Here is a 12,964-nt window from a genome sequence, read left to right on the forward strand (position 1 = left end):
GGTTGTTGGTTAAATGTCTTATTTGGCAAAAAGCTGTCCCATATCCTTGAATGCCTTAAACTCTAAAGCATTTCCACAAGGATCTTTAAAAAACATCGTTGCCTGCTCGCCGGGCTTACCTTCAAATCTTATATAAGGTTCGATAACGAAATCGACATTCTTACTTTTCAGCAATTTTGCGAATTCATGAAAAACTTCCCATTGTAACACAACTCCAAAATGTGGTACAGGAACATCTTTCCCGTCTACAGGGTTTGAAGTTGAAGCCTTGGTTTCCTGAGGATCCTGATAATGGATCACCAGCTGATGGCCGAAAAAGTTGAAATCTACCCAGTGGTCGCTACTTCTGCCTTCCCCACAACCCAGGATTTCCTTGTAAAACTTTCTACATTTCTGAAGGTCTGATACCGGAATCGCAAGGTGGAATGGTTGTACTTTCATTCTATAAATATTAATCTGATGCTAATAAAGATAAGACAAATGCTCTTATTTTAAGAATCTAAAATTAACAAGAACTACATACAATGCGCTTAAAGAGCGCGCTAATTCTCTGTTAAGATTTGGGTTTGCGCGGCCTTTTGCCTCTTCTTGGATTCGGTTTTAAAGTTGGTTCTACAATAGAACCTTCTTCCGTTTTAGTTGAATCCCCTGTGAGATTATTGATGGTTTTCAATTCTTCTTCTGTTAAGTCACGCCATTCTCCAACAGGAACATCTAGGGAAACATTCATAATTCGTACCCTTTTCAGAGAGGTAACCTCATAGTCTAAAAATTCGCACATTCTTCTAATCTGCCTGTTTAGCCCTTGTGTAAGTATAATTCTGAAAGTGTGCTTTCCTAATTTTTCAACTTCACATTCTCTAGTTACGGTATCCAGGATAGGGACGCCTGAAGACATTTTTTTGATAAAATCTGGAGTGATGGGTTTGTTCACAGAAACAACATATTCCTTCTCGTGATTGTTTCGGGCACGAAGAATTTTATTTACGATATCACCATCATTGGTAAGAAATATTAAACCTTCACTAGGTTTATCCAATCTACCGATGGGAAATATCCTTTTAGGATAATTGATATAATCGATGATATTATCCTTTTCAACTCGTATATCAGTAGTGCAAACAATGCCAACCGGCTTATTAAAAGCGATATAAACATTCGGCTCCTTGAGTTCTTCTTTTGAAACAGGTTTCCCATCAACCTTTACGATATCACCTGGAGTGACCTTTGTTCCCATTTCTGGAACTTTATCGTTAATAGTAATTCTTCCCTGGTCTATAAGCTTGTCTGCCTCACGGCGGGAGCAATATCCTAACTGACTCAAATATTTGTTTATACGTACTTCTTCTGCCATAAAATCTATTCTGAAGCAAAGATACGAGATATGAATTTGAGGGGCTAAGAGGAAAAAAATAAAATTTTCTGAACCTCAGGCAACCTTTTGTAACTTTCGTACGTCTATATAAATAGAAGGCCTTGTGAAAATGGTGAAAGTTATACAACTATTTAAAAATGAATCCTCTTTGATAAAAAGAGCCTCTTCGGGAAACCGGGATGCTCAACAAAGACTGTATGAGATTCATTCACCTAAAATGCTAAGTGTTTGCAGGCAGTATATAAAAGATATACATCACGCTGAAGATACTATGCTTAAAGGATTTTTTAAGGTCTTTACACATTTGAATGATTTTAAGGAAGAGGGGAGTTTTGAGGGTTGGATTAGAAAGATCATGATTAGAGAATCAATTTCCTTTTTAAGACAACATAAAAAATTAGAATTCCAGGAAGATATGAGCAATGAAACCAATGAGGTTTTCAATAATATCAAATCTGAAATGGATGTGGCCGATATACAAAGTTTAATAGATGCCTTACCGGAAGGTTATAAAATGGTATTTGTGATGTATGCGGTAGAAGGTTACAAGCATTCTGAAATTGCGAAGATGCTTGATATAACAGAAGGGACCTCAAAATCCCAGTTGTTTAAAGCACGAAAGATGCTTCAGGAAAAATTAAAAACACTTAATTCATCAGTTTATGGCACCAATTAAATTTGAAGAGCATGTAAAGGAGAAGCTTGATGAAAGGGAAATTCAGCCTTCAGCGGGAAGTTGGGATCAATTGAATTCCAGGTTGAATAATTCAAAAAAGAGCTCAGGAAATAGATGGTGGTTGTCTGCTGTTGCGGCAGTTGCCGTTGTGATCGTTGCCAGTCTATTATTTGTAAATCAACAAGAGCAAACATCTATGCCGATCGTTGAAAAACCGGCAGAAATCAATACTGATAATAATGCTGATAAAGTTCAGTTTGAGCAGCCTGCAGAAATTGCTTCAGAAGAAAGTATCGAAAACGAAGAGGTAGAAAGCAAACCTTCAATTCAGGAATATTCCGAAGAAAGTCAAAATATTGAGAATGGTGAAAATTCAGGTATAGCTTCTAATGATATTCAGAAAAGGGAAATTATTACACCGATATCCATAGAATCTGAGGTGCCTAAAACAGTTTCCCAACCTAAGTTATCTGAAAAAATGCAGGAATTACTGGCTACAATCTCTCAAAAGAATAGTAATTCCGGTAGTGAAATCACAGAGGCTGAGGTAGATGCATTACTGGCTGAAGCTGTCAAGGAAATTAGTAATAAAAGGGAACCCTATAGTCAATCTGAAATTAATGCGAGCGAGTTGCTTGCAGAAGCGGAAGATGAACTTTATCAATCATTCAAAGAAAAAGTATTTGAAATAGTTAAATCTGGTTATCAAAAAGCGGCAGTAGCGGTTTCAAATAAACTCGATAACAATCAAAATCAATAATCATCACCTTGAAAAGGGTCAATCATCAATCATTTAAAAACAAATCATCATTATGAAAACAATTATTCTCTACATCGCATTTTCGATCTTAAGTCTAGGCCTTTGTATGGCGCAAACCGTAGAAATTACACGAGGAAATAAAATCGAAGTACTACAAAAACAAAAAAAGGACATTGTTGCTCAGGAAAAGGAGGAGCTAAGAAAAGAAGTGGAAGAAATCAATGAAAGACTGGATAATAAGGAGATCACACTTGAAAAAGCCAACGAATTAAAGGAGGCCGTGGCAAATAAACATGCGCTTAATATTGAAAATAGGGTGGCCATCATAGATAACAAAATTGCTCTGTTAGAAAGAGACGAAGAAGCTAAAGTTGAGAACGATCAGACCTTCGTTTTTTCATGGGGAGAGGATGATAAAAAGGAAAAAGGTAATTACAGGGATAAAAGGACCACTTCCACAATCATGGTCGCTGCAGGTTTGAATAATGCACTTGCAGATGGACAGTCGCTGAACGATTCAGATTTTGAAATAGGAGGTAGTAGGTTCTTTGAAATAGGATGGGTATGGAATACAAGGGTTTTTGAAGATTCTAACTGGCTTCGTTTAAAATATGGAGTGTCGTTTCAATTCAATGGGCTTAAACCGACTGATAATAGATATTTTGTTGAAGATGGAAGTTTGACTTACCTGGAAGAGTTCCCGCTAAACTTGAAGAAATCTAAATTCAGAATGGATAATCTCGTAGTGCCGCTACACTTTGAATTTGGACCATCTAAGAGAATTCAGAATGATTATGGAGATACGTTTTCTACTTATAGAAAGTTCAAGATCGGTCTTGGAGGTTACGGAGGTTTAAGCCTTGGAGAACGTCAGAAACTGAAATATGAAGAAGACGGTAAAAATGTAAAGGAGAAATTGAAATCAGATTACAACACCAATGACTTTATTTACGGATTAAGCGGTTATGTAGGTTGGGGAAATACATCGCTTTATGCCAAATATGATCTTAACCCGATTTTTGACGGTTCAAATACTGAAATGAATAATTTTTCATTGGGAGTTCGCTTCGATCTGGATTAAATTTTTGAATTAGCAATTTTATATAGATTATCTAAGCTTCCTTCGGGAAGCTTTTTTATTTTTACATTCATAAATCAGTTTCGTATTGATCTCAAAGACAACTATAGATAATGTATTTGAAACCGCTCGTGTAGAGGAGGTTATTGGTGATTTTGTTCAGTTAAAAAGATCAGGAAGTAACCTTAAAGGATTAAGTCCGTTTACAGATGAACGCAGTCCCAGTTTTATGGTTTCTCCGGTAAAGCAGATCTGGAAGGATTTTAGTAGCGGAAAAGGAGGGAATGTAGTCGCTTTTTTAATGGAGCATGAACATTTTAATTATCCTGAAGCCATTAAATATCTGGCAAAAAAATACGGAATTGAAATTGAGGAAACTCAGCAAAGTGACGAACAAAAAGAGCAGGCAAATGAAAGGGAAAGCATGTATTTGGTTTCAGAATATGCTAACGAGTTCTTTCAAAAACGCATGCATGAGACCGACGAAGGTCAGGCGATAGGTCTAAGCTATTTCAAAGAAAGAGGTTTTACTTCTGAAACTATTAAAAAATTTGATCTTGGTTATTCACCAGATGATTGGGAAGTATTTACCAAAGCAGCCTTAGAAGACGGGTATAAGCTTGAATTCCTTGAGAAAACTGGCCTTACTATCGTAAAAGAAAATAAACGATTTGACAGGTTTAAGGGCAGGGTGATGTTCCCGATCCATTCCATGTCTGGTCGTGTTTTAGGTTTTGGAGGGAGAATTCTTTCAAATACTAAGAAAGCTGCAAAGTATCTCAACTCTCCCGAAAGTGATATTTACCATAAAAGCAAAGTGCTTTACGGGATCTACTATGCGAAACAAGCCATCGCCAAAGAGGATAATTGTTATTTAGTAGAAGGTTATACCGATGTGATTCAATTCCACCAAAGTGGTATTGAGAATACGGTGTCTTCATCAGGTACTGCTTTAACTCCGGAGCAGATTAGGTTGATCAATAGGCTGACCAAAAATATTACCGTTCTTTTTGACGGTGATGCCGCAGGAACCAGGGCTTCACTCAGAGGTATAGATTTGATCTTGGAGCAGGGAATGAACGTAAAAGTATGTCCTTTCCCGGAAGGAGAAGATCCTGATAGTTTCGCTCGTGCAAACTCAGAAGATGAGCTTCGTGAATTCCTTGAAGAGAATTCTTATGACTTTATCACCTATAAGGCATCATTATTAATGGATGAGGCGAAGAATGATCCGGTTAAAAAGGCCGGCCTTATTCGCGATATGGTGAATAGTATATCTAAAATCCCAGACAATATTCAGCGGGAAGTATACCTGCAGGAATGCTCGCGTATAATGGATATCAACGAGGATGTACTTTATGCTACTCTTGCTCAGATTGAGAATAAAGATGCCAAATCTTCTGGAAAACCTCAGAAGAAAAAAATGGAGGTGGTTAAAGAAGAGGCCGCTCCCAAAGTGAAGATAGATCCATTATACGAGCTGGAGCGAAAGATTATTAGTCTTCTGGTATTATATGGTAGAGAAGAAGGTGAATTTCATGATATGCTTCTTAAGCAGAACGATCAGGGTGAAATGATCTACGAATCTGAGATACAGGAGGCAAAAGTATTTGAAAAGATTTTTCTTGATCTCCAGGAGGATGAAATCGAATTCACGAATGAAGATTTCAAGAAATTATTCCTATTGCTTATCGAAAAACTGAATAGTGAAGATGAGTTTGGAGTTGAGATGATCATCAATGATATTGAAGAATCTCAGGCGATGAAACTTACTGATATTTTGATGGAAGAGGAGCAATATGAATTGCATGACTGGGATAGACATGATATTCCAGTGAAAACCAAAGATCAGGGTATTTCTCAATATGTAACACAAACCATATTATCTCTAAGAAGGCATCTCGTTGGTAAAAAGATCAACGAACTTCTAGAGGAAATGAAAGAGGTTGAATCTGAATCTGATAGAACTGATAAGATCCAGGAAATAATGAGCTATACCAGCTTGAGTACTATAATTTCAGACAGGCTCGGCCGGGTTATGTAGTATTTAATTGAAGTAATCTTGACTGCGTAATAAGATCTGCAACGTTATCTACCTTCAACTTTTTCAACAATCTCGTTTTATAAGTGCTTACAGTTTTCTCATTTATATCGAGAGCTTCAGCGATATCTTTATTCCTTTTACCGGAAGATAGCAAGTTTAAAACTTCAGTTTCTCTCGTAGATAATTTTTTAAATTTTGTAATCAAACTCTTACCTCTTGATATTCCAGAATTTAGCTTCTCTGTGATCTTACGATTCAGGTAAATTCCTCCACGAGCAACCTGGTAAATTGCCTTTTCAAGAGTTTCATTATCAGTGTGTTTTGAAATGTATCCGGCAGCTCCTGCTTTAATGGCACTTAGCGCATACATCTCTTCCGGGTGAGAACTGAATATAAGGGTTTTTACTTCAGGAAATTCCTGCTTAATACGTCTAATAGCGTTGATCCCGTTAATTTGGGGAAGATCTAATTCTACGATCAAAACATCTGGTGCATCCTTTTCCAACTGATTAAAAAGTTGGGTTCCGCTTCCTACTCTGCCTACAACTTGTAGCGCCGGATTGTTTTGAAGTACACATTTTACACCGTCCAAAATAATGGGGTGGTGGTCTGCAATTAATACTCGATACATGATTTTAAGTTAAAAACAAGTCCGGGGGTAACTCGTTGAGTTTGGTTTTGTTAACCTAAAATAATGCTTTGAGCTTTTATAGAGTGAAAGTGAGCGATATATTCGATAAGATGTTTACTTCTTCAGATGAACGGGTATGTCGCACACAGGAATCGGTATCATCTTATGTCTATTTGCATTATTCAGTCGGCTGTAAATTTCAAAAACTTCCTTCTGTCTGCCATCAAAATCTGCCGCAGTTTTGCCTTCATCCTTACTCTTCATCGCCCATTCAAGTTCGTCATAAGATGCGCCTAGCTGGTCTTCATCACTTCGGCTATCACCAAATAGGCCATCGGTTGGTGCAGCGATCATGATATCTTCAATTATGTTCAGGTATTTTCCTAATTCGTAAACTTCACTTTTAAGAAGATCTGCTATTGGACTTAGGTCTACACCGCCATCACCGTATTTAGTGTAAAATCCTACACCAAAATCTTCTACTTTATTACCTGTCCCGGCCACTAGATATTTATGCAATCCGGCAAAATAATATAGAGTTGTCATTCTTAACCTTGCGCGGGAATTAGCAAGCGCCAGGTCTAAGGAAGAAGTTTCTCTATGCTGGGGCATTCCGTTTTTAAATTCTTCAAATACGGGAGTAAGATTTACTTCAAGGTCACTTACATTGGCAAAATTATGCTGTAGCTCTTCAATATGTTTTCTTGCTCGGCTAATTTGATTCTTGTCCTGGTGAATAGGCATCTCCAGGCATAAAGTTGGTAAACCTGTCTTAGCACATAAAGTAGAAGTAACTGCAGAATCAATTCCGCCGCTTACACCAACTACAAAACCATTCATATTGGCTTTGGTAGCATAATCTTTTAGCCAGTTTATAATATGGTCCGCAACTTTTTCGATCTGCATAATATTGGGTGATTAAGTTTGTAAGTAATACCTTTGCCACACAAATCTAATACATAAAGCCAATTTTTAAAAGGGGAGGGCGTTAAAGCCTTCATAATAGAGAGCTATGCTGAAGAGATTCTGGTTTTTACTACTTTTTGTTAGTTTTATTTCCTGTGATAAAAAATCTGAAACCGAGGCCAAGATCGAGAAGATCAATGCCGATTTTGAGCTTATTAGATTTGATGAAAAATTTGCCAGTGCTTCAGAAGAAGATCTTCCACAATTAAAATCTGAATACCCTTTTTTATTTCCGCAGCAATATCCAGATAGCGTTTGGATTCAGAAAATGAATGAAAGCATTCAGCTAGAGATCAATACGGAAGTTGGTCGGGTTTTTCCTGAATTTTCAGAAGAAGAGGACGAGCTGCATTCACTTTTTCAGCATGTGGTTTATTATTATCCTGACTTCCAGGTGCCAGATGTGATTACGGTAACTTCTGAAGTTGATTATAAAAATAAGATCATCTATACTGAAGACTATTTATTTGTATCTCTCGATACATACCTGGGTAAGGATCATAAATTTTACGTGGGAATGCAGGAATACCTGAAAAAGAACTTTACGAAAGATCAAATATCAGTTGATGCTGCTGCTGAAATTGCAAAAAAATACGTTCCGAAGGCAGATTCCAGAACCTTCCTTTCGCATATGCTCTATTATGGAAAACTTCTTTATTTAAAAGATCGATTTATTCCATTTAAAAGTGATGCAGAGAAGATTGGCTACTCAGAAGAGGAAATGAAATGGGCTAAAAATAATGAAGACCAGATCTGGAGGTATTTTATCGAGAATGAATTGATCTACGATACAGATTCTCAATTATATTCCAGGTTCTTATATCCTGCACCTTTTTCTAAGTTTTACCTTCAACTGGATGCTGAATCTCCAGCCAGATTAGGGCAGTATATTGGATGGAATATCATTCGTGCTTACATGGAGAAGAATGATGTTTCTATTAATAAGATGCTCAATACATCTTCAGAAGAAATTTTTAATAAAGCTAAATACAAACCCAAGAAATAATGTCTCAATACAAGAAGTCTGAAATAAATATAGAGGTTGTTACCGATGAAAATCATGTTCCGGAAAATATCACCTGGAGTGCCCAGGACGGAAATGTGTATAAGGAAGATGCTAAAGCGTTGATGCTTTCGGTATGGGATAGCAAAGATCAGGAAACTTTGAGAATAGATCTATGGACCAAAGAGATGCCCGTAGATGAAATGAAAAAATTCTTCCATCAAACCCTGGTTTCTATGAGCGATACTTATTTTAGAGCAACTCAGGATGATAAAATGCGTGATACCATGAAGGATTTTTGTGACTATTTCGCTGAAAAGACTGAAATAAAGAAGTCCTAATTGGAAAAACTGGTATTTGTTTATAACGCAGATTCTGGTAAGCTGAATGCTTTGATGGATTCGCTGCAAAAAGTGGTGAATCCTTCTTCTTATTCCTGCAAGTTATGTGAATTGACCTATGGAACCTTTGAAGAGAAAAAAGCATGGAGGCAATTTCGCGAAGAGCTGGATCTAAAATCTGAATTTCTTCATAAAGATGAATTCAGAAAAAAATATGCTTCTAAATTCGGTCATAAATTTGAATTTCCGATAGTGCTTGCTCAAACCGGTAAAGGCCTGGAGGTAATTATATCAAATAATGAATTTGAAGAGATTAATAACCTGGAAGTTCTTATTGATAAAATTAAGAATAGAATTTAATTCTTTGCTGCATCTGGAAAGAATAACTCCCAGTTTTCAGGTTTTAAATGTTCAGCCATTCCTGAAATCCCGTATTCTCCATTTCTTACCAGCATTTCACCATTAGGTTTTATAATAGCAAAAGAGCCGCATAAACTTGGATTCTTAAAAACCTTTTTTCTGAAAAAGCCTGATCTGTCTACAAAGAATATTTCCTGTTGCTTTTTTGAAAACGTGGGAAGCTTTATACCCTTTTCAAACAATTTTGCATAAACCAGATTTTCATACTCTTTTTTGACAATTTTTCTTTGTGCCTTTATATATTGATATCGGTGGTCTAGTCTTAAATTGTTCCAGTTATTTGGCGGTGCCGAATCGCAATAATCATCCTTAAATGTATAATCAAGCATGAAAATGGTAGAGTCAGAAAATTTTTGACCCTTAAGTTGCTCCATTGTTTCATGGAAAGGTTTATAGGCTATTTTGTATTTCTCATAAGTTGGATGGCTTAGTTTAAAAACCATTCCGCTATCCTTTGCGATATATTTTACACCTGCATATTTCGGAGTAAAATTTCTCCATTTTAGATCAAACTCCTTTTCACTAATTTCTTTTCCATCTACGTCTATATAATATTTTGTAGGTGGCAATTTGTAACTGTTGCATGAAATTAGAATGGAGGCTAAAGTCAGGTAAAATAAATATCTAATCATATCCTAGCAAATCGGTTAGCCTTTTAGATCCTCATTGATGCCTTCAATATATCCCAAAACCTCTTCTTGTCCTAAACCTGCAGATGCTGAGGTGATAAAATACTCGGGCATTTCTTCCCAGGTTTCCAGCATCTCATTTTTATAATTCTCGATATTCTTATCCAGGACCTTTGGTTTCAATTTATCGGCCTTAGTAAAAATGATGCAGAAAGGAATAGCGTTTTCTCCCAGCCATTGCATGAATTCCATGTCAATGGGCTGCGGTTTATGTCTGGAATCTATTAAAACGAATGCGCAGATCATTTGCTTGCGCTTTTCGAAATATGCGGTAATGAACTTCTGAAATACGCGCTTGGTAGATTTTGAAACCTGGGCATAACCATAACCCGGAAGATCTACTAAATGCCAGTTCTTATTGATCAGGAAATGATTGATCAATTGCGTCTTTCCTGGCTTTGCTGAAGTTTTTGCCAGAGATTTTCTACCGGTTAGCATATTGATAAGAGAAGACTTGCCAACATTACTCCTACCAATAAAGGCATATTCTGGCAAGGTGCTGTTGGGGCACTGATCAACCTTGGAGTTGCTCACTACAAATTCAGCGGTCTTGATTTTCATAAAAGCTATTTTAGATCTCGCGTTCTTTCAGCCATTGGTGGAAAACCTGGTTGAATTCTTCAGGATGTTCCATCATGGCGGCATGACCGCATTTGTCTATCCAGTATAAATCTGAATCTGGTAACAAGCGCTGAAAGTCTTCAGCTACTTCAGGTGGTGTAACCGTATCATTCTTTCCCCAGATGATGCAGGTTGGTGTTTGCATCTTAGGAAGATCTTTCGCCATATTATGACGAATGGCACTTTTTGCAATGGCCAGGGTTTTTACCAGTTTATTTCTATCGCTTACAGTTTCATAAACTTCATCTACGATCTCTTTAGTGGCAACTTCAGGATCATAAAAAACTGCTTCAGCTTTTTTCTTGATAAAATCGTAATCGCCGCGTCTGGGATAACTTTCACCCATGGCATTTTCATAAAGACCAGAACTACCGGTTATCACCAATGCCTGCACAGATTCAGGAAACATTTTGGTAGCTAAAAGTGCAATGTGGCCGCCAAGTGAATTACCAAGCAAGATCACATTTTCAAAATTCTTGAACTCAATAAATTCCTTTAAATATTTAGCAAATGTCCCTACACTGGTTTTTAAAAGCGACATGGAGTAAAGTGGTAATTCCGGAATAACTACTTTATAGCCATGCTCCGGGAAGTAATCCACTACGCCATCAAAATTACTGAGGCCTCCCATAAGTCCGTGAAGAATAACAATTGGTGTTCCTTCGCCTTTCTCAAGATATGTGAATTTCCCCTCTTGCCTTAAGTGATCTTTCATTGATAGCCTTTGCGGTTAGCAATCGCAAATATAGCGATTTCGATACAAGTATAATCATTTTTGAGCAACTGCAAAGGCTTTTCTGCCAAGTGGGAAATTTATAATCAACAACTTTTTTCAAGCGTATTTGACACTTTTTCCCACCGTTTTTCAAATTCCTGAATCCTAAGTAAATACGCCTATTTAAAAGGTTTTCAAATACATACAGTGGTAAAACTTATCAACATTGTGGTAAAAAGTGGTAAATTGTGGTAATATTTTCAATATATTTGGCTCTATAATATCTAACCGTGATAAATCTAATTGGGACATACGAATGCAAAGTCGATGCAAAAGGCCGTTTAATGGTGCCTTCAGCATTGAAGAAGCAATTAGCTCCCATGATGCAGGATGGTTTTGTAATTAAACGTGCGGTTTTTCAGAACTGCCTTGAGCTTTACCCGATGGAAGAGTGGAATGTGTTAATGAAGAAAATGAACGGGTTAAACAGGTTCAAGAAAAAGAACAATGATTTTATCAGAAGGTTTACTGCCGGGGTGAAAACTGTTGAGGTTGATACCAATGGCAGGTTGTTAATTCCAAAGGATCTTGTTGGTTTTGCAGGTATAGAGAAAGAGATCGTTCTTTCTTCTGCTATCAATATTGTTGAGATCTGGGATAAGGATAAATACGAACAAACCCTTGACGATTCTTCAGGTGATTTTGCAGATCTGGCTGAAGAGGTGATGGGAAATGATGATTTTGATGGAATATCATAATCCGGTTCTATTACAAGAAACTGTAGATGGTCTAGATATTAAGCTAGACGGGGTTTACGTAGATGTTACCTTTGGAGGCGGCGGGCATTCTCGCGAGATCCTTAACAGACTTGGTCCAGAAGGTAAACTTTATGCTTTTGATCAGGATAAAGACGCTCTTGAAAATAAGATTGACGATCCAAGATTTACGCTGATCAATGAAAATTTCAGATTTCTAAAACGCTTCCTGAGATTTTATGGAGTTAAGAAGGTAGATGGAGTTCTGGGGGATTTTGGTGTTTCTTCTCATCAGTTCAACGAAGCTGAAAGAGGTTTTTCAACCAGGTTTGATGCTAAGCTGGATATGAGGATGAATCAGGGTGATAAGTTGAGTGCTTATGAAGTGATCAACGAGTATGACGAAGAGCGGCTTAAAAAACTTTTTTATGCATACGCTGATCTAAAAAATGCACCGAAGCTGGCAAGAACTATCGTTTCGGAAAGAAAGAATAATCCAATTGAAACTAGTGAACAGCTGAATGAATTATTAAAGCCATTGCTGTTCAAAGGAAAAGAGAATAAGATCCTGGCGCAGATCTATCAGGCAATAAGGATAGAGGTGAACCAAGAAATTGAAGTTCTAAAAGAGTTCTTATTACAGACTGAAGATATTTTAAAACCAGATGGAAGATTGAGTTTGATCTCGTACCATTCGCTTGAAGACAGGCTGGTGAAAAGATATATAAGAAGTGGTCTTTTTGAAGGTGAACCAGAGAAAGACATGTTTGGAAATGTGTCAGTTCCTTTTAAAAAAGTAAACGGTTTAATTGTTCCTTCAAAAGAGGAAATTCAGCAAAATAACAGAGCAAGAAGTGCCAAGCTAAGAGTGGCGCGAAAGTTATAAAGAA

General features: G+C 37.1%; 16 protein-coding genes. 9 read left to right on the forward strand and 7 right to left on the reverse strand.

What is annotated here, in order from left to right; genetic code table 11:
- Positions 1 to 18 precede the first annotated feature (18 nt).
- Complete coding sequence (locus RE431_RS14215; RefSeq protein WP_309562638.1) at positions 19 to 441, reverse strand: VOC family protein; 423 nt, start codon at positions 439 to 441, stop codon at positions 19 to 21.
- 112 nt (positions 442 to 553) lie between these two features.
- Positions 554 to 1,354 (reverse strand): 23S rRNA pseudouridine(2604) synthase RluF, encoded by an 801-nt coding sequence (gene rluF, locus RE431_RS14220; RefSeq protein ID WP_309562639.1) that lies wholly within the window; start codon positions 1,352 to 1,354, stop codon positions 554 to 556.
- A 133-nt stretch (positions 1,355 to 1,487) separates the two neighbouring features.
- Between rluF and RE431_RS14225 the strand changes: the two genes are divergently transcribed.
- From RE431_RS14225 to dnaG, 4 genes are all read left to right on the forward strand, one after another.
- A complete protein-coding gene (locus RE431_RS14225; RefSeq protein ID WP_309562702.1) occupies positions 1,488 to 2,051 on the forward strand; it encodes an RNA polymerase sigma factor in 564 nt (187 codons plus the stop codon).
- Positions 2,038 to 2,811 carry a hypothetical protein gene (locus tag RE431_RS14230; RefSeq protein ID WP_309562640.1) on the forward strand — a complete coding sequence of 258 codons (774 nt, stop codon included), beginning with the start codon at positions 2,038 to 2,040 and terminating at the stop codon, positions 2,809 to 2,811. Before RE431_RS14225 ends, RE431_RS14230 begins: the two co-directional genes overlap by 14 nt.
- Before the next feature lie 52 nt (positions 2,812 to 2,863).
- Positions 2,864 to 3,892, forward strand: coding sequence for a hypothetical protein (locus RE431_RS14235; protein ID WP_309562641.1), 1,029 nt, complete (start codon positions 2,864 to 2,866; stop codon positions 3,890 to 3,892).
- A gap of 85 nt (positions 3,893 to 3,977) precedes the next feature.
- Complete coding sequence (gene dnaG, locus RE431_RS14240; protein ID WP_309562642.1) at positions 3,978 to 5,933, forward strand: DNA primase; 1,956 nt, start codon at positions 3,978 to 3,980, stop codon at positions 5,931 to 5,933.
- Here the strand turns inward: dnaG and RE431_RS14245 are convergent.
- The gene (locus RE431_RS14245; RefSeq protein ID WP_309562643.1) at positions 5,926 to 6,564 is read right to left on the reverse strand and encodes a response regulator transcription factor; all 639 of its coding nucleotides are present in this window, start codon (positions 6,562 to 6,564) and stop codon (positions 5,926 to 5,928) included. The genes dnaG and RE431_RS14245 overlap by 8 nt on opposite strands.
- A 114-nt stretch (positions 6,565 to 6,678) precedes the next feature.
- Positions 6,679 to 7,470: an NAD(+) synthase gene (gene nadE / locus RE431_RS14250; protein ID WP_309562644.1), complete on the reverse strand. Its 792-nt coding sequence runs from the start codon at positions 7,468 to 7,470 to the stop codon at positions 6,679 to 6,681.
- Positions 7,471 to 7,576: 106 nt separating this feature from the next.
- Here nadE and gldB point away from each other — a divergent pair, with 106 nt between their 5' ends.
- Genes gldB through RE431_RS14265 form a run of 3 tightly spaced genes read left to right on the forward strand, consistent with a single transcriptional unit; the run spans position 7,577 to position 9,234 of the window.
- Positions 7,577 to 8,536 (forward strand): gliding motility lipoprotein GldB, encoded by a 960-nt coding sequence (gene gldB, locus RE431_RS14255; RefSeq protein WP_309562645.1) that lies wholly within the window; start codon positions 7,577 to 7,579, stop codon positions 8,534 to 8,536.
- Positions 8,536 to 8,874, forward strand: a complete 339-nt coding sequence (gene gldC, locus RE431_RS14260; protein WP_309562646.1) for a gliding motility protein GldC — start codon at positions 8,536 to 8,538, stop codon at positions 8,872 to 8,874. Before gldB ends, gldC begins: the two co-directional genes overlap by 1 nt.
- Positions 8,875 to 9,234, forward strand: a complete 360-nt coding sequence (locus tag RE431_RS14265) for a GTPase (protein ID WP_309562647.1) — start codon at positions 8,875 to 8,877, stop codon at positions 9,232 to 9,234.
- Here RE431_RS14265 and RE431_RS14270 read toward each other — a convergent pair.
- From RE431_RS14270 to RE431_RS14280, 3 genes are read right to left on the reverse strand one after another with little or no spacing between them, the layout of a single operon-like run.
- Positions 9,231 to 9,926, reverse strand: coding sequence for a hypothetical protein (locus RE431_RS14270; RefSeq protein WP_309562648.1), 696 nt, complete (start codon positions 9,924 to 9,926; stop codon positions 9,231 to 9,233). The genes RE431_RS14265 and RE431_RS14270 overlap by 4 nt on opposite strands.
- A 15-nt stretch (positions 9,927 to 9,941) precedes the next feature.
- Positions 9,942 to 10,544 (reverse strand): ribosome biogenesis GTP-binding protein YihA/YsxC, encoded by a 603-nt coding sequence (gene yihA, locus RE431_RS14275; RefSeq protein ID WP_309562649.1) that lies wholly within the window; start codon positions 10,542 to 10,544, stop codon positions 9,942 to 9,944.
- A gap of 10 nt (positions 10,545 to 10,554) precedes the next feature.
- Positions 10,555 to 11,319, reverse strand: a complete 765-nt coding sequence (locus RE431_RS14280; RefSeq protein ID WP_309562650.1) for an alpha/beta fold hydrolase — start codon at positions 11,317 to 11,319, stop codon at positions 10,555 to 10,557.
- 290 nt (positions 11,320 to 11,609) lie between these two features.
- Here RE431_RS14280 and mraZ point away from each other — a divergent pair, with 290 nt between their 5' ends.
- Entirely contained in the window at positions 11,610 to 12,077 is a 468-nt protein-coding gene (gene mraZ, locus RE431_RS14285; protein WP_309562651.1) for a division/cell wall cluster transcriptional repressor MraZ, read from the forward strand.
- A complete protein-coding gene (gene rsmH / locus RE431_RS14290) occupies positions 12,064 to 12,960 on the forward strand; it encodes a 16S rRNA (cytosine(1402)-N(4))-methyltransferase RsmH (RefSeq protein WP_309562652.1) in 897 nt (298 codons plus the stop codon). Before mraZ ends, rsmH begins: the two co-directional genes overlap by 14 nt.
- Positions 12,961 to 12,964 lie beyond the last annotated feature (4 nt).

This window comes from Christiangramia sediminicola (genome assembly GCF_031344135.1).
In the GTDB taxonomy this organism is placed as follows: domain Bacteria; phylum Bacteroidota; class Bacteroidia; order Flavobacteriales; family Flavobacteriaceae; genus Christiangramia; species Christiangramia sediminicola.